This window comes from Providencia sp. PROV174, assembly GCF_028480685.1.
GTDB lineage: Bacteria > Pseudomonadota > Gammaproteobacteria > Enterobacterales > Enterobacteriaceae > Providencia > Providencia rettgeri.
In genome coordinates, this window is the sequence record NZ_JAMPOT010000001.1 from 27,500 (window position 1) to 44,284 (window position 16,785).

Annotated in this window: 16 protein-coding genes; 5 read left to right on the forward strand and 11 right to left on the reverse strand. The window is 40.6% G+C overall.

The features are described 5' to 3' along the window. Positions 1-30 precede the first annotated feature (30 nt). The 8 genes from rseP to rpsB form a co-directional block, all read right to left on the reverse strand. On the reverse strand, positions 31-1,383 hold the full coding sequence (gene rseP / locus PSE60_RS00135; protein ID WP_272664249.1) for a sigma E protease regulator RseP: 1,353 nt from the start codon (positions 1,381-1,383) through the stop codon (positions 31-33). An 8-nt stretch (positions 1,384-1,391) separates the two neighbouring features. Beyond that, the gene (cdsA, locus tag PSE60_RS00140; protein ID WP_210836184.1) at positions 1,392-2,252 is read right to left on the reverse strand and encodes a phosphatidate cytidylyltransferase; all 861 of its coding nucleotides are present in this window, start codon (positions 2,250-2,252) and stop codon (positions 1,392-1,394) included. 9 nt (positions 2,253-2,261) lie between these two features. Next, positions 2,262-3,017, reverse strand: coding sequence for a polyprenyl diphosphate synthase (gene uppS / locus PSE60_RS00145; RefSeq protein WP_109911801.1), 756 nt, complete (start codon positions 3,015-3,017; stop codon positions 2,262-2,264). A gap of 186 nt (positions 3,018-3,203) precedes the next feature. Further along, positions 3,204-4,397: a 1-deoxy-D-xylulose-5-phosphate reductoisomerase gene (gene ispC / locus PSE60_RS00150; protein WP_272664250.1), complete on the reverse strand. Its 1,194-nt coding sequence runs from the start codon at positions 4,395-4,397 to the stop codon at positions 3,204-3,206. A gap of 147 nt (positions 4,398-4,544) precedes the next feature. Continuing rightward, the gene (frr, locus tag PSE60_RS00155; protein WP_210836181.1) at positions 4,545-5,102 is read right to left on the reverse strand and encodes a ribosome recycling factor; all 558 of its coding nucleotides are present in this window, start codon (positions 5,100-5,102) and stop codon (positions 4,545-4,547) included. A gap of 107 nt (positions 5,103-5,209) precedes the next feature. Continuing rightward, on the reverse strand, positions 5,210-5,938 hold the full coding sequence (gene pyrH / locus PSE60_RS00160; RefSeq protein ID WP_004257499.1) for a UMP kinase: 729 nt from the start codon (positions 5,936-5,938) through the stop codon (positions 5,210-5,212). A 189-nt stretch (positions 5,939-6,127) separates the two neighbouring features. Continuing rightward, the gene (tsf, locus tag PSE60_RS00165; protein ID WP_004908761.1) at positions 6,128-6,979 is read right to left on the reverse strand and encodes a translation elongation factor Ts; all 852 of its coding nucleotides are present in this window, start codon (positions 6,977-6,979) and stop codon (positions 6,128-6,130) included. Between the two features lie 142 nt (positions 6,980-7,121). Continuing rightward, positions 7,122-7,847, reverse strand: coding sequence for a 30S ribosomal protein S2 (gene rpsB / locus PSE60_RS00170; RefSeq protein ID WP_004908759.1), 726 nt, complete (start codon positions 7,845-7,847; stop codon positions 7,122-7,124). A 652-nt stretch (positions 7,848-8,499) separates the two neighbouring features. Here rpsB and map point away from each other — a divergent pair. The 4 genes from map (at position 8,500) to PSE60_RS00190 (ending at position 13,732) form a co-directional block, all read left to right on the forward strand. Beyond that, entirely contained in the window at positions 8,500-9,297 is a 798-nt protein-coding gene (gene map, locus PSE60_RS00175; RefSeq protein ID WP_210836180.1) for a type I methionyl aminopeptidase, read from the forward strand. A gap of 109 nt (positions 9,298-9,406) precedes the next feature. Continuing rightward, on the forward strand, positions 9,407-12,043 hold the full coding sequence (gene glnD / locus PSE60_RS00180) for a bifunctional uridylyltransferase/uridylyl-removing protein GlnD (protein WP_272664251.1): 2,637 nt from the start codon (positions 9,407-9,409) through the stop codon (positions 12,041-12,043). Positions 12,044-12,105: 62 nt separating this feature from the next. Next, complete coding sequence (gene dapD, locus PSE60_RS00185; RefSeq protein WP_004908750.1) at positions 12,106-12,933, forward strand: 2,3,4,5-tetrahydropyridine-2,6-dicarboxylate N-succinyltransferase; 828 nt, start codon at positions 12,106-12,108, stop codon at positions 12,931-12,933. Positions 12,934-13,351: 418 nt separating this feature from the next. Then, the gene (locus PSE60_RS00190) at positions 13,352-13,732 is read left to right on the forward strand and encodes a DUF3461 family protein (protein ID WP_004908747.1); all 381 of its coding nucleotides are present in this window, start codon (positions 13,352-13,354) and stop codon (positions 13,730-13,732) included. Between the two features lie 83 nt (positions 13,733-13,815). Here PSE60_RS00190 and PSE60_RS00195 read toward each other — a convergent pair whose 3' ends face one another. The 3 genes from PSE60_RS00195 to PSE60_RS00205 are packed head-to-tail and all read right to left on the reverse strand — an operon-like array spanning position 13,816 to position 15,391. After that, positions 13,816-14,268: a flavodoxin gene (locus PSE60_RS00195; protein WP_272664252.1), complete on the reverse strand. Its 453-nt coding sequence runs from the start codon at positions 14,266-14,268 to the stop codon at positions 13,816-13,818. A 21-nt stretch (positions 14,269-14,289) separates the two neighbouring features. Beyond that, positions 14,290-15,048, reverse strand: a complete 759-nt coding sequence (gene truC / locus PSE60_RS00200) for a tRNA pseudouridine(65) synthase TruC (RefSeq protein ID WP_115167788.1) — start codon at positions 15,046-15,048, stop codon at positions 14,290-14,292. Positions 15,049-15,055: 7 nt separating this feature from the next. Then, entirely contained in the window at positions 15,056-15,391 is a 336-nt protein-coding gene (locus PSE60_RS00205; protein WP_272664253.1) for a YqcC family protein, read from the reverse strand. Positions 15,392-15,643: 252 nt separating this feature from the next. Here PSE60_RS00205 and PSE60_RS00210 point away from each other — a divergent pair, with 252 nt between their 5' ends. After that, positions 15,644-16,540, forward strand: coding sequence for a DUF535 family protein (locus PSE60_RS00210; RefSeq protein ID WP_210836174.1), 897 nt, complete (start codon positions 15,644-15,646; stop codon positions 16,538-16,540). Positions 16,541-16,785: the final 245 nt, after the last annotated feature.

Below are 16,785 nucleotides of genomic sequence, written 5' to 3' on the forward strand. Positions count from 1 at the left end.
TATTCCTTACTGGTCCCCAGCTTATAAAAATTAGAAGCGAGAGAAATCATTAAAAAGTGCAAGTCCCATTAACAGAATCAATGCCATTGCACCTATCCGAAAACTAAAGTCTTGTACTCGCTCAGACACTGGACTTCCTTTAATTTTTTCAATTAATAAGAAGAGCAAGTGCCCCCCATCTAAAACAGGCAATGGAAACAGATTGATGATACCTAAATTGACGCTAATAAGCGCAATAAACATCAAATAATATACCAAGCCTGACTCGGCGGATACCCCCGCACCTTTAGCGATAGATATCGGACCGCTCAAGTTATTGAGTTTGACATCCCCAACAACCAGTTTACCCATCATATTGACCGTCAACTTCATTAACTGCCACGTCTTATCACTGGCTTGGTAAAACGCAGAGAATGGCCCATATTGCTGCACCATTTTATATTCATCTGCTAACGGTAACACTGAAAGTTCTACGCCTGCAAACCCAATTTTCTCTCCGCGTTGTCCATCTTGGCTATCAGGAGTCAACGTGAGTGAAACTAATTGTTGCGACCGTTGTACTTCTAGTTTTAACGGTACACCTGGGTTATTACGAATAATTCGTGTTACTGGGTTCCAAAGGCCTAATACCTCCCCGTTAACACTGACTATTCTGTCACCTTTCTGTAAACCTGCTCGTTCGCCAGCTAACCCCTCAGTGACTTTTTGAATGACAGGGTCAATTTTTGCAGAAACAGGCATTATCCCTACCGACAAAATTGGATCTTGTTTCTCAGGATCAAACTGCCAAGTCGTTAAATCAACCGTTTTTGTCATCGGTTCATTATAACCACTCGGTAATACTTGTGCAGTCAGTTCGCGGTCACCTATTTTACTGACCAATGCTAAACGAACTGAATTCCAATCAGGAGTTTCGATGCCATCAATAGATTTTAGTTCCATTTTTGGTTCAAAATTTGCAATTGCCGCAATAGAACCTGGTTTTACATCTTCAATGACAGGTTTCACAGAAGGAACGCCAATCATAAAGACAATCCAATAGACAACAATTGCCAATAAAAAGTTCGCAATAGGCCCCGCACTAATAATGGCAGCTCGTTGACCTACTGTTTTATTATTAAACGCTTGATGACGACGCTCAGGAGCAACCTCTCCAACACGTTCATCAAGCATTTTGACATAACCCCCTAACGGGATCATGGCTAACACGAACTCAGTGCCATGTTTATCGACTTTACGCCATAACGTCTTCCCGAAACCAATAGAAAAACGTTCTACATAAACACCACAACGGCGAGCGACCCAATAATGACCATATTCATGTACTGTAATCAGCACACCAATCGCAATAATAAACGCAGCTAAACTCCAAATAAATCCCATGTATCTTCCTAAAGACCAAAACCGTTAAAAATTAACAAATTTAGCCCAGCAAAAACAGGGATTGCTGCCGTCAGGCTATCAATACGATCTAAAATACCGCCATGCCCTGGAATTAAGTGGCTACTATCTTTAATACCTGATTGACGCTTAAACATACTTTCGGTCAAATCACCAAATACTGATACTACAACAACAATAATTGAAGTCACTAGTAAATAATCAGGCATCACAGGGATTGGTGCAAAGGCGCTAAATAACCATGAGATAATCCCAGCAGTAATCAGTCCACCGACTAAGCCTTCCCATGTTTTACCGGGAGATACCTTAGGTGCCATTTTGTTGCGTCCGATAGTACGACCAAATGCATAGGCACCTGAGTCAGCCCCCCAAACCAGCAACATAACATACAGTAACCACCAAGCACCGAAGAATGTATCACTTTGATAACCCACGGTTCTTAAAACCATCATTCCACAATAAAACGGGATAATCGTTAACACGCCAAATAACAACCGGATAATGGCTGATTTACCCCAAGAAGCCGATGCAGGGTAGGTAACTACTAAAATAATCGCTATTACCCACCAAATAAGACCTGCCCACAGGCCATACAAAACCATAGGCTCAGAGGAGAACAGGTTTATATCGGAAATAGAAAATTGCATTGCAAGTAATATTGCTGCAAAAACAACCGCCAACCCGACACGTTTAGCTTGTGAATGCCAGCCGACAAATTGTGCCCATTCCCAAGCGCCTAAAGCACAAACCGCAATTACGACAAGCCCAAAATTTGCTGGGGAAAGTAAAAACAGAGCTGCTATTACAATCGGTATTAAGACTATCGCAGTAAGTAAACGATATTTCAGCACATCTATCCCCTATTCCTTGCCCAGTTCATCATCTGATTCAGCTCCACCATAACGGCGCTCACGCTTACTAAAAGCATCAACTGCACTCTGAAACACCATTTCATCAAAATCTGGCCACAAAACGTTGGTGAAATAAAATTCCGCATAAGCGACTTGCCATAATAGGAAGTTGCTAATGCGATGCTCCCCACCGGTTCTAATGACTAAATCGACATTTTCTTGATCATGCATACAAATATGGTCATTAATATTTTCTTCATTGATGTCATCAATGGAAAGCTCACCACTTTGTACCTTTGCAAATACTTGTTTTACACTGTTACTGATGTCCCAGCGACCACCATAGTTCGCGGCTATATTCAGTTTTAGCCCAGTGTTGTTTTGCGTTAATGCTTCTGCCTTATCAATTCTTTTTCTGAGGCGTTCACTAAAACGACTAATATCACCAATGACTTTTAGTTTTACATTGTTTTTATGCAGGTTCTTAACTTCATTATCAAGAGCAAAAACAAATAGTTCCATTAGAGAACTTACTTCTTTCTCTGGTCGTCTCCAGTTTTCACTACTAAATGCATACAATGTGAGCGAACTAATTTTATTTTTCACCGCAAAACGCACCGAATTACGGACAGATTCAACACCTGCCTTATGACCTGTAATTCTGAGTTTCCCTCTTTGCTTTGCCCATCGACCATTACCATCCATAATGATAGCAACATGCTTAGGCATCATTGAATCAGAGAGATTTTCACCACTAGAGTTCATTAAATATTAATCCTTGTGAGTACCACTTTGAGTATACAGACCAATAATAACTACTATTATTGAATTTGCTGATAAGACACATCCTTAATTCTCAAAGTAGTGCTATGTTATTTTTCTTTTTTTAAACACGTCACATATTAAAGAGTTATTATGGCTATCAGCAACTAAATAAAACACATACCAGCGTTAAATTGTCTGAGCGATTATTTTTTCTGCATTTTTACGTGCTCGCTCGTCGATTTCTAAGACCTCTTCAATTGAAACAGGTTCAGAAAAAACTTGGCTATCTAATACACTGTGGTTAATTTTTGCTATATCCGTAAAGCGTATTTTACCTTCAAGAAAGGCCGCAACAGTCACTTCATTTGCGCCATTAAGTGCGGTTGTAGCAGCTTGCCCTTGATGGCAGGCATCAATTGCGAGCTTCAAGCAAGGATAGCGTTGGTAGTCAGGCAGAACAAACGTTAATGATGAAAGCGTTGCAAAATCAAGAGGTTTCGCACCAGATATAATACGTTGAGGATAAGCCATACTATATGAAATCGGAGTGCGCATATCAGGCGTACCAAGTTGTGCTATCACGCTGCCATCTTTATACCGAACCATAGAATGAATAACGGATTGAGGATGGATAATCACTTCCATCTGCTCAGCATTCGCATTAAAAAAGTAGCAAGCCTCAATATATTCTAGACCTTTATTCATCATTGTCGCTGAATCAACTGATATTTTTCGTCCCATTGACCAATTTGGGTGGTTACATGCTTCATCAGGTGTCACGTTATCAAAATGCGATAATGGTGTATCCCTAAATGGCCCGCCAGAACCGGTCAAAACAATACTTGAAATACCCGAAGCTGATAAATCAGCAAAGCCTAAATTGCGTTGAATAATTTCCGGTAAACTTTGGAAAATAGCATTATGCTCGCTATCAATAGGAAATACGGTTGCATTGTGCTTACGAATCTCATTAAAGAATAAACGGCCACTGGTAATTAAAGACTCTTTATTCGCTAATAATATTCTTTTACCTTTACGTATTGCAGCCAAGGTAGGAAGTAAACCGGCAACTCCGGTAATTGCTGACATAACTTGGTCGGCATCATCAAGGCCCGCGAGGTCAATAGCCGCTTGTTTTCCTGACAAAACCTCAGTCTTGCAGTTATGCTCAATCAAAATAGTTTTTAAGGCTTTTGCTGATAATTCATCCGCCATTGAGACATATTTCGGATTAAACTCAAGGCACTGTTTCGCCATTTCAGTGACATTTTTTCCTGCCACTAAAGCAACAATTTGAAATTTTTCGGGATTTTGGCGAACAACAGAAAGTGTATTTGTACCAATTGAGCCTGTAGAACCTAGGATTGTCAGACGTTTCATAGTGATTGAGTACTCTGTATTAATTCAATACTGAGATTATATCAGCTTAGAGGTTAGAAAGGATTTTTTAATAAACTTGAAAAATAATAAAGCCACGCTAACGCACACTTTTACCGTCTGCATTGGTGGCTTTATTATTATGATGGATTAAAATTCCATCAGCTCTGCTTCTTTTTGCGCTAATGCTTCATCAACTTTCTTGATGTAGCTATCAGTCAGTTTTTGGATATCATCTTGTGAACGACGCTCGTCATCTTCACTGATTTCTTTATCTTTCAGTAACGCTTTGACTTTGTCGTTAGCGTCACGGCGAACGTTACGAACTGCGATACGGCCTTGCTCTGCCTCACCACGAACCACTTTAATTAAGTCTTTACGACGTTCTTCCGTTAATGGAGGAAGTGGAACACGGATAACAGTACCCGCTGATGATGGGTTCAGGCCCAAATCTGATGCCATGATTGCTTTTTCAATCGCTGGTGACATGCTACGGTCAAAAACAGAAATCGCTAATGTCCGTGAATCTTCAACAGTAACGTTAGCTAATTGACGCAGAGGTGTTGCTGAACCGTAATATTCAACAGAGATACCGTCTAACAGGCTTGGAGATGCACGGCCTGTACGAACTTTACTAATTTGGTTTTTGAATGCTTCAAGGCTCTTTTCCATACGGTCTTGAGCATCTTTTTGGATTTCGTTAATCACGTTTTCAACCCTTAAGAACTGGTTATTAAAGGCCGCATGCGACCTCGCTTAAATTGTCTGAATTTATATTAGATAATACATTTAAACTCAGGTCATGTCTCTGAGTATTAATTGTGAGAAATCAGAGTTCCTTCATTTTCGCCCATAACTACGCGTCGTAGAGCGCCCGGCTTATTCATATTGAATACGCGAATCGGTAAATTATGGTCACGTGCTAATGTGAATGCCGCTAAGTCCATCACTTTAAGTTCACGTTCCAACACTTCTTGGTAGCTCAGATTTTCATAAAGAACCGCATCTGGGTCTTTAGCTGGGTCAGCTGAGTATACACCATCAACTTTTGTGGCTTTTAACACGACATCCGCTTCAATTTCAATACCACGAAGGCACGCAGCGGAGTCTGTCGTAAAGAATGGATTTCCTGTTCCTGCCGAAAAAATAACAACGCGGCCGTGACGTAACAAGCTAATGGCCTCTGCCCAGCTATAGTTATCACAGACACCGTTAAGTGGGATCGCAGACATCAGTCTTGCATTCACATAGGCGCGATGTAATGCATCACGCATCGCGAGTCCGTTCATCACCGTTGCTAGCATCCCCATGTGGTCTCCGACAACACGGTTCATGCCAGCTTGTGCCAAACCAGCACCACGAAACAGGTTACCACCGCCAATAACCACACCGACCTGTATACCCAGTTCTATGAGTTCTTTAATTTCCTGAGCCATACGATCTAAAACGCTAGCATCGATACCAAAACCTTCTGCGCCTTGTAAGGCTTCGCCACTTAATTTAAGCAGAATACGCTGATAAACGGGTTTTGCATTGGTTGCCATGGTGTTCTGTCCTAACAGATATTTATTGGGGTAACACACGTAGAATCACACGGTCCTACGTACCTAAAATTTTTAATTAGTTTAAATATAATTTTTTATACACAAATTCTAGCGTATGCCGATGACGCTAACATCGCGGGGGAATATACGTATATAAAACAGAGCCGCCAATTGGCGGCCCTTAGTTGATTACTTGCTCATCGCAGCAACTTCTGCTGCAAAGTCAGTTTCAACTTTCTCGATACCTTCACCTACTTCGAAACGAAGGAAACCAGAAACAGTAGCACCTTTCTCTTTCAGTAAGTCACCAACAGATTTGCTTGGATCCATTACGAAAGGCTGGCCAGTCAGAGAGATTTCGCCAGTGAATTTGTTCATGCGACCGATAACCATTTTTTCAGCGATTTCGCGTGGTTTACCAGATTGCATTGCGATGTCTAACTGAATTTGATGCTCGTGAGCAACAACATCAGCAGGAACATCATCTGGAGTCACATATTCAGGTTTGCTTGCAGCGATATGCATAGCGATGTGTTTCAGTAATTCTTCGTCAGCGCCTTCAGCCGCAACTAAAACACCAATACGAGCACCGTGCAGGTAGCTACCTACTTGCGCGCCTTCCAGAATAGCAACACGACGAATATTGATGTTTTCACCAATTTTCGCAACTAATGTTGTACGAGCTTCTTCGAATTTTGCTTTCAGTGCATCGATGTCAGCATTTTTGTCAGCGACAACAGAAGCTAAAACTTCTTTACCGAATGCTAAGAAACCTGCATCTTTAGCAACGAAGTCAGTTTCGCAGTTCAGCTCAACCAGAGCACCTGTTTTACCACCGTTGAAAACTTCAGTCAGGATAACACCTTCAGCTGCAACGCGACCTGCTTTTTTAGCCGCTTTTGCTTGACCTGATTTACGCATGTTATCAATCGCTAATTCGATGTCGCCATTAGCTTCAACAAGTGCTTTTTTACATTCCATCATACCTGCGCCAGTACGTTCGCGCAGTTCTTTTACCAATGCAGCGGTAATTCCAGACATGTGATTTATTCCTCGATATTCCCCGTGGGAGTCTTCCCCACGTGGATAGTTCTGATTCATATATAAAAGGGGCCTAAATCAGGCCCCTTCTAACATATAGCAGTACCTGTATAGCAATACCTAAATAAGGGTTTGGGCCTTATTATTCAGCTTCTACTAAGCTTTCTTCTGCTTGAACAGCTAGATCTTGTGAACGACCTTCACGAACGGTGCTTGCTACAGCGCCCAGATACAGTTTGATTGCACGGATTGCATCATCGTTACCAGGGATAACGAAGTCGATACCGTCTGGATCAGAGTTAGTATCAACGATAGCAAATACTGGGATACCCAGGTTGTTTGCTTCTTTGATAGCAATGTGTTCGTGGTCTGCATCGATAACGAACAGAGCGTCAGGTAAACCGCCCATATCTTTGATACCACCTAAGCTGTTTTCTAACTTACCAAGTTCACGAGTACGCATCAGCGCTTCTTTCTTAGTCAGTTTGTCAAAAGTACCGTCTTGTGATTGAATTTCTAAATCTTTCAGACGTTTGATTGACTGACGAACGGTTTTCCAGTTAGTCAACATTCCGCCTAACCAACGGTGGTTAACGAAATATTGGTCACAGCTGTTAGCAGCTTCTTGAACGGCTTCGCTTGCAGCACGTTTAGTACCGACAAACAGAATTTTGCCTTTACGAGAAGCAATTTTAGTCAATTCAGCCAGAGCTTCGTTGAACATTGGAACAGTTTTTTCCAGGTTGATGATATGAACTTTGTTACGCGCACCGAAAATGAAAGGTTTCATTTTTGGGTTCCAGTAACGAGTCTGGTGACCAAAGTGTACGCCTGCTTGTAACATATCGCGCATGGAAACAGTTGCCATTTAATACCTCTGTATTTAAGTAATTGGGGTTATGCCTCCACAAATCCCATGCTACCGACTCCAAAGCTGCGTTAAAAAACGCATAAGAGCACCCCGGTGCACGTGTCGATTTGTGTGTGTTATTACACAATTGAGTTTTAAGTTTCGCACATCCAATATTTTTATCAGCGACTTCATCTTGATGCCATAAAATGTCATTTCGATGATGGTGATAAGAAATAATATGGATTGCCGGCGCGCTTTATACCATAAAACCAACCTAGAAGCCAACTTTTGTTGTTTTTTTCGCTCACAAAAGTGCCTAAAAGTGGATTTGGTTTAAAGCCATTGACCTGAGCAATATTTAACCATTGCTCAGGTCAATTATAGACGCTATTTGACAAGATAAAAAAGCCTTATTTTTGCAATGTCTTCTAGATGGCCTTCATTACTACTTTGCACTTTGTGCTGTTAAAAGCTCAAAATGAACAAGCTCTGCTCCTTTCCTTATCTACTATAAAGCAACTTCGACTTTCGAATCCATTCGATAGCTAGTTGGCAGAAAATGCGGTGGCTGTTACCATATGTCTCATCGATGTAAAATGGGCTCCCTATTTTTACCCCTCTTTTTTAACATGCCATTAATCAATGTTGGCATGAATGGACTACACTCATGGCTATTATTATCAAAACTGAAGAAGATATTCAGAAAATGCGCGTTGCTGGCCGCTTAGCCGCAGAAGTATTAGAAATGATTGCTCCGCACGTTGTGCCGGGAGTTAGTACGGGTGAATTAGATCGCCTATGTCATCAACATATTGTTGACGTACAGCAAGCTATCCCTGCGTGCCTAAATTATCACGGTTTTCCTAAATCAGTTTGCATTTCCGTCAATGATGTCATCTGCCACGGCATTCCTAGTGATGATAAAATTTTGAAAGATGGCGATATTGTCAATATTGATGTCACCGTCATTAAAGATGGTTTCCATGGCGATACCTCCAAAATGTTTATCGTTGGTAAACCAACGATTCAAGGTGAACGCCTTTGCCAAGTCACACTAGACAGTTTGTATTTAGCAATTCGCATGGTTAAACCGGGTATTCGCTTACGTACTTTGGGTAAAGCCATTCAAGAATTTGTCGAAAAACAAGATTTCTCCGTTGTGCGTGAATATTGCGGCCACGGCATTGGCCAAGGTTTCCATGAAGAACCACAAGTTCTACACTATGACGCTGACGACAGTGGCGTGATCCTGCAAAAAGGGATGACTTTTACCATTGAGCCTATGGTCAATACAGGCGATCATCGTATTCGCACCATGAAAGATGGTTGGACAGTTAAAACCAAAGACCGCGGTTGGTCTGCCCAATATGAACACACGTTAGTTGTGACAGATAACGGCTGTGAAATCCTCACACTGCGTAAAGAAGAAGAACCGTTTATCTCAGCAGTATTAGTTAACGAATAATCTTCTCTGTAGAGCCTTCCTAACCGAAGGCTCTTCCTCTGTTCATTTTTATCAAAAAACCGTAAGCTGGTAGCTACCCCCCTATTGCTATCAATACGGAAAGATAAAGATGACTGTAAATTCAGCTTCCTACCTATCCCCTAATCAATTTAGTACTCATGACCTTGAACTTAATTCATTAAGACAACATGTCGATAATTTTGATCAGTGGCTCGAAGAGGCTTTTAACCAAGGTAAAGATGTTGTCGACCTCATTCACTTACGTAGTGACTACCTTGATGCCTTATTAACACGATTATGGCAATCCTTTCAATTTGATAAGCAACCAGATATGTCACTAATCGCGGTTGGGGGTTATGGACGCCACGAATTGCATCCACTTTCTGACATTGATATTTTAGTGTTAAGTAAAACCCCTCTTCCAGAGTACATCGCTAGCAAAATTGGGCAATTTATTACTCTATTGTGGGATCTACGGTTTGATATCGGCCACAGTGTTCGTTCGCTCGCTGAATGCATTGAAGCCGGAAATGCAGACCTAACCACTGCAACTAATCTCATTGAATCACGGTTAATCTGTGGTGATGTCACCCTATTTTTACAATTACAAAAAACCATTTTTAGCGATGATTTTTGGCCTTCCGCGGTCTTTTTTGCTGCAAAAATTGAAGAACAACAAGAGCGCCATCAACGCTACCATAGCACCAGCTATAATTTAGAACCTGATATTAAAAGTAGCCCTGGGGGATTGCGAGATATCCATACCTTACTGTGGGTCGGCAGGCGCCATTTTGGCGCAACCACCGTCGATGAAATGGTGGGCTTTGGCTTTCTCACCGAAGAAGAGCGCCAAGAACTCAAAGAGTGCTTAATGTTTTTATGGAAAATTCGTTTTGCACTCCATTTGGTGGTGAAACGTCATGATAATCGTCTACTATTTGACCGCCAATTTAGCGTGGCTCGGTTACTGGGTTATGAGGGCGAAAAGAACCAACCCGTTGAACGAATGATGAAAGATTTCTATCGTGTCACTCGCCGGGTGAGGGAACTCAATCAAATGCTATTACAATTATTTGATGAAGCCATTTTAACACTCAACCCTAACGAAAAACCGCGCCCTATTGATTCGCTATTCCAATTACGCGGGTCATTGATTGATGTTATTGATGAAGAGTTATTTATTAAGCAACCAGCTGCTATTTTAAAAATGTTTTATCAAATGGCTCGCTATCCAAATATTACAGGGATCTATTCCACCACATTGCGTCAGCTTCGTTACGCGCGCCGTAACCTTTCAGTGCCATTATGTGAAATCCCTGAAGCCCGAAAACTGTTTATCAAAATTCTACGCCACCCCAGAGCAATCAAAGGTGCTTTTGTTCCCATGCACCTTCATAGTGTATTAAGCGCTTACACACCGCTATGGAGCAATATCGTCGGGCAAATGCAGTTCGACCTATTCCATGCATATACCGTTGATGAACATACTATTCGTGTGCTGCAAAAAATTGATAGCTTTACCTTAGAAGAAAACCGACGAGATCACCCTCTTTGTGTCAGTGTTTATCCTAAATTATTGCAACCTGAACTTTTACGATTAGCGGCGATTTTCCACGATATCGCTAAAGGTCGCTCAGGAGATCACTCCGATCTCGGCTCTGACTTTGTTTATGATTTTGCCTTACTACATGATTTTTCTACCAAAGAAGCTGAATTGGCGTCATGGTTGGTGAAAAATCACTTATTGATGTCAGTAACCGCTCAACGACGTGATATTCAAGACCCTGATGTCATTAAACAATTTGCAGGGGAAGTTAAAACCGTTTCACGGCTTAACTACTTGATGTGCCTAACTGTCGCGGACATTTGCGCGACAAATAGCACTCTGTGGAATAGTTGGAAACAGAGTTTAATTCGTGAACTATTTTTATCTACAGAACATCAATTAAATCAAGGCATGCAAAGTACCCCTGACTTACGTGAACGTATTCGTCACCATCGTTATCAGGCTTTATCATTACTACGTCAATCGTCAATTGATGAAGAGAAACTACAAGGGTTATGGTCTCGCTGCCATGCAGATTATTTTTTACGTCACACACCATCCCAGTTAGCATGGCATGCTAAGCACCTGCTGGCCCATGATTTGAGCCAGCCTTTAGTGTTAATCAGCACGCAGCCTAAACATGGCGGAACAGAAATTTTTATTTGGTGCCATGATAAACCCCATTTATTTGCCGCTGTCGCCAGCGAATTAGATCGACGAAATTTAAGCATTCACAGTGCTCAAATTTTTACTAACAAAGACAATATGGCCATGGATACCTTCGTCGTACTGGAGCCTAACGGTAGCCCTCTATCCAAAGACAGATACGATCATATTCGAAAAATGTTGTTATTAGCCGTTCAGCAACCCGAAATTTCACTGCCTAAGCCTCGTACTCTACCGTCAAAATTACGTCACTTTACCGTACCAACAAAAGTCAATTTTCTACATTCCACTAACGAACGTCGCTCTTATATGGAGCTGTTCGCTTTGGATCAACCGGGTTTATTAGCTCGTATCGGTCATATTTTTGCTCAAATGGAAATTTCTCTGTATGGCGCACGCATCACCACAATTGGCGAAAAAGTGGAAGATTTCTTTGTGTTAGCAGATAAAGATCACAAAGCGTTGACTAAAAATATGCAACAAGAGTTATCAGAAAGGTTGACAGAAACCCTAAAATCGAAGGATAAAATATAGCGTCCATCACATTTTCATGGTGAACGTTCACTTTTATGTCATTCAAGAGGAAAATACAATCAATGCAGCATTTACAAGCGATCATTGAACAAGCGTTCGAAGAGCGAGCTAGTATCACACCAAATACCGTATCAAGCTCGGTGAAACAAGCCGTGCTAGATACCATTGCATTACTCGATAGCGGCAAATTGCGTGTAGCTGAAAAAATTGCCGGCGTTTGGGTTACCCATCAATGGCTGAAAAAAGCCGTTTTGTTATCCTTTCGCATTCAAGATAACCAAGTCATTGACGGTGCAGAAAGCCGTTATTTCGATAAAGTGCCGATGAAATTTGCGGATTATGACCAAGCTCGCTTCGAGAAAGAAGGTTTCCGAGTTGTTCCTCCAGCGGCTGTACGCAAAGGCGCTTATATCGCTAAAAATAGCGTATTAATGCCGTCATATGTCAACATTGGTGCTTACGTTGATGAAGGCACAATGGTGGATACATGGGCAACCGTGGGCTCATGTGCGCAGATTGGTAAAAACGTACATTTATCTGGTGGCGTGGGTATTGGCGGTGTCTTAGAGCCACTACAAGCCAACCCAACGATTATTGAAGACAACTGCTTTATTGGTGCTCGTTCAGAAGTGGTTGAAGGTGTGATTGTTGAAGAAGGCTCCGTTATTTCAATGGGAGTTTATCTGGGGCAAAGTACCAAAATTTATGACCGTGAAACAGGTGAAATTCATTACGGCCGAGTCCCGGCTGGCTCCGTAGTTGTTTCGGGTAATTTACCATCAAAAGATGGCCGCTATAGCCTGTATTGCGCGGTCATTGTTAAAAAAGTCGATGAGAAAACTCGCGGCAAAGTAGGCATTAATGAATTATTAAGAACGATTGATGAGTAATTAACCACCTAGAATCTCATACCAAACCTGTTACTGGTTTTTATAATAAGTTTTTGTCATGAGCCATTGTAATTAGGTTAAAAACCGAAGCTATCCCGAATCGCATACACTCGTATGCAACTCGGGTGGCCATATCAGCGTTACCTTTTAATATTAGCGCATTAATTGCAAAGAGAAGTTTGTCAATTTCTAGAAATCGCGCATAATATGTCCGTAGCTTTTGCCGTTTACCTCTAATAAAACTGTATTATTTTATTTTTCATTATAATGATGCTGTTTGCATAATAACATCATTCAATCTATCACCCAGATGGGTAGAATAGATAATTTATTAACGAGAAATAGACCGATATTGTTACGGCCTGCTCACACTATCACTTTGTTCACCGACTCTGTCTCTACAGTAAAGCGAGCTAACATGTACGATAATTTGAAAAGTTTAGGCATCAGTAACCCTCAAGACATCGACCGCTACACCTTACGCCAAGAAGCGAATAATGACATTTTAAAAATTTATTTTCGCAAAGATAAAGGGGAGTTTTTCGCTAAAAGCGTAAAATTCAAATATCCACGCCAGCGTAAAACCATTGCGGATGGTAATAATAATTTCAAAGAAATTAATGAAATTAACACTAACCTGCGTTATGCCATCGAAGAACTAGACCAAATTTGCCAAACAGATCAAACTGATATTGATTTAAAACACAAAATTCTTGATGATTTACGCCATCTTGAACATGTGGTTTCAAACAAGATCGCGGAAATTGAAGCGGATCTAGAAAAATTGACCCGTAAATAATTTACAGGCGAAACGATTGATTTACTGCGCCGTAGTACTGCCGATATTTATCATTAATACTGGTAATACTACGGTGCAGATATTTAAAGTAGCTCTGCCCATGCTTCAACCCAAGGCTTAGCAAACTCCTCGGGAACATCCACTTCAATCGCATCAATAAATAAGATATCACCAATACGAGTTGCTGATTGCTCAGCTAACAGCTCATCAAAACGAGTTCCTGCTCCGCAAAAACTTTCATAACTGCTATCGCCTAAAGCAATTAGGCCATAACGCAAATCGGGTTGATAACCGACAACATCTTTGATTTCGCTATATAATGGGGCGATTGTATCAGGTAAATCCCCTTGCCCTGTCGATGAAGTAACAATAAGTGCAATTTCATGGCCTGAATTATAAAGTTGCCAATCGCTCAAGGTGGGCTCATCAAAAACAACCACTTCATGCCCTTGCTGCTCTAAAACTTCTTGTGCCACTTCTGCAACAGCTAAAGAGTTCCCATAGACAGTACCAACAAAAATGCCTATTTTTGACATAATATTCCCTCTATTTCATAGTTAACTTGATGAGTTAATGACGTTTATCCCTAATTTTGCAACTTTATCTGACCATCCAAATTGCTCAATTAATGACAACCATTGTGTATCCCACGTGGCAACTAACGATATATTTTCTTTTGTTATTGGGTGATTTAAATTTAATAAGCTGGCATGTAACATCAAGCGAGACACTGAAAAATGTGTATTCACCCCTCTATTCTGCCGTAAGTCCCCATGCTTACTATCACCAATAATAGGGTGACGAAGGTGAGACATATGCCTTCTCAATTGATGTTTACGACCAGTTTCAGGTTTTAACTCAACTAAACTAAATCTTGATGTTTCATATCGCCCAATCGCAATGGCACATTCAACTGTTGCTATCGGTTTACAGTGGGTAACGCATTCCTGTAAAACAGGTTCACGTGACGCATGTTTATCTGCAATTTTATCTAACTCTTCTAATAGCGGATAATCGATGGTTTGCTCTTCGGTTAAATAACCACGAACAACGGCGTGATACACTTTTTCTAGTTGATGGTTTTCAAATTGAGCCGATAACAGCCTTGCAACCTCACTCGATAATGCAAAAAGTAATATACCTGAGGTAGGCCTATCGAGGCGATGAATGGGATAAACATACTGGCCAATTTGGTCACGTAATGTTTGCATCACAAATACGGTTTCTTTACTGTCCAGCCAGCTGCGGTGCACTAACATACCCGCAGGCTTATTCACCGCCACCATATATTCATCGTGATAAATAATTTCCAACATCAATAAATTACCCGCGGGTCTTCGTTGAGAAAAAGCCATCTAATTCACGCAAGTGATTAATAATTAGCGTGTATTGTTCTTCTTCATCATGCTTATAAGCTTCTTCAAAATAAGGCGCGACTGCAAAATTAGTTGGCAGTACTGCCTCTTGCTCAATTAACATTTGAAGACGAGGTATCAAAATCCACTGTAGCCACTCAATAGCCTCCATTGTATCAATACAAAAAGGCTCTACACTGTTAAACGCTTCCGGTAACGGCGGTTGTTCATTCCAAAGAGATTTTAATTTCATTTCCTCTTCTAAGTGGCGAAGTTTCTCAATAATACGTTGTTCAATATTCATGCTTAAACTCATTTAGTGATGGCTGTGGCAAATATACGGTATTTTCTATCACAATTCTGTCGGATAAATGGGGTTAAAAGTTAGCAAATACAAGTTTATTTATTTTGCTTATTTATAATTATTATCCCAGCTATTAAGTTAACAACCCGTTTAATAAGATTCGTTTATATTTTGTTGCAGATAACACATGTATGATTAAATGTTTTATTAATTTAGTATTTACATAATAATTAACAACAAAATGGTTTATCTATGGGACGACTAAAACAGTGGCGCAAGGAAAATAAAACTTGGAAAGTTTTAAAATCCAAGTATGTTGAATTTAAAAGAAAAGTACGCATTTCAAAGCTACCTTCGTCACAATATCAGCATTATCAAGCTATGTGCCAAAACTACCACAGTGCCCAGCTTTCTTCAGTTATTGAAGGTGTTCCTCGCTTTATTGAACGCCCCATAAATAAGTACCTGCATAAAGCATGGAGTGGAAAGCAAAAGCTATTAACCGCCAGCTACACTCTCAACTTAATTGAAAACACATTTAAACCTGAAGCTATTGAAGCGATGTTTTCTGCAAAACGGGAAGGGCTTCTCGTGGCAAACATTGAATTAAAATCAGGCGAGTTCGCTCAATTAACTTTGATTTACTCTCAATATCCTCGGGAAGGCGATCTCACTCTACATTTGAGAAATGAAACGGGTGACGATATTTACTTAATGAGCTTTTCCTTTGGCCCTGAAGGACAACTATACGTGTGCTCTTTGCAAGGTCCTTCCACTGAACAAAGTGTCGACCAAGTTAGGTTGATAACAAAGCAGATGCATGGAATGAGACCAAAAAACTTATTAATGTCAGCAATTTATGCCGTAGCAAGCTTCTTTCAGGTAAAATCAATATTAGGAATTTCAAACCAGTGCCATATCAAGAGCCAGCATTTGAAATCAAGTTACGATACGTTTTGGCAAGAATGTAGTGCAACGAAAACACCTGATGGTTGGTTCCAATTACCCATTCAAGAGCCTGTACGAGATATTGAGTCAGTGAAAAGCCAGCGTCGTGCTGAGTTTCGCCGCCGAGAAGCACTACGCGATGCCATGACTCAAGATATTATCACCTCGTTAACCAAGAATTCAATTAGCTTAACGAATTGATTTTCTCCAATAAATTACCTTTAACACTTTAACATCATTCCGCTACGAATGATTCATAACTAAAAAAGCCAGTCAACCTAAGCTGACTGGCTCATATTTTAAAATTTACGCATCCTGCAAAATGACTTCCCGTCATTCAACATCCTGTTGATTAAAACAAATTCATAGATTCATCATCTAATCGCGTTCCATCGCCTTGTTTTAAACAATTTTTACACCTCACATAAAGGTATAAAAAGCTAAAC

What these genes read in the sequence shown, in the direction of transcription:
- rseP (WP_272664249.1), bottom strand. Translation starts at nt 1,383, where the DNA reads ATGGGATTTATTTGGAGTTTAGCTGCGTTTATTATTGCGATTGGTGTG.
- uppS (WP_109911801.1), bottom strand. Translation starts at nt 3,017, where the DNA reads ATGAACTCTAGTGGTGAAAATCTCTCTGATTCAATGATGCCTAAGCAT.
- ispC (WP_272664250.1), bottom strand. Translation starts at nt 4,397, where the DNA reads ATGAAACGTCTGACAATCCTAGGTTCTACAGGCTCAATTGGTACAAAT.
- pyrH (WP_004257499.1), bottom strand. Translation starts at nt 5,938, where the DNA reads ATGGCAACCAATGCAAAACCCGTTTATCAGCGTATTCTGCTTAAATTA.
- tsf (WP_004908761.1), bottom strand. Translation starts at nt 6,979, where the DNA reads ATGTCTGGAATTACCGCTGCATTGGTAAAAGAACTGCGCGAACGTACT.
- rpsB (WP_004908759.1), bottom strand. Translation starts at nt 7,847, where the DNA reads ATGGCAACTGTTTCCATGCGCGATATGTTACAAGCAGGCGTACACTTT.
- map (WP_210836180.1), top strand. Translation starts at nt 8,500, where the DNA reads ATGGCTATTATTATCAAAACTGAAGAAGATATTCAGAAAATGCGCGTT.
- glnD (WP_272664251.1), top strand. Translation starts at nt 9,407, where the DNA reads ATGACTGTAAATTCAGCTTCCTACCTATCCCCTAATCAATTTAGTACT.
- dapD (WP_004908750.1), top strand. Translation starts at nt 12,106, where the DNA reads ATGCAGCATTTACAAGCGATCATTGAACAAGCGTTCGAAGAGCGAGCT.
- PSE60_RS00190 (WP_004908747.1), top strand. Translation starts at nt 13,352, where the DNA reads ATGTACGATAATTTGAAAAGTTTAGGCATCAGTAACCCTCAAGACATC.
- PSE60_RS00195 (WP_272664252.1), bottom strand. Translation starts at nt 14,268, where the DNA reads ATGTCAAAAATAGGCATTTTTGTTGGTACTGTCTATGGGAACTCTTTA.
- truC (WP_115167788.1), bottom strand. Translation starts at nt 15,048, where the DNA reads ATGTTGGAAATTATTTATCACGATGAATATATGGTGGCGGTGAATAAG.
- PSE60_RS00205 (WP_272664253.1), bottom strand. Translation starts at nt 15,391, where the DNA reads ATGAATATTGAACAACGTATTATTGAGAAACTTCGCCACTTAGAAGAG.
- PSE60_RS00210 (WP_210836174.1), top strand. Translation starts at nt 15,644, where the DNA reads ATGGGACGACTAAAACAGTGGCGCAAGGAAAATAAAACTTGGAAAGTT.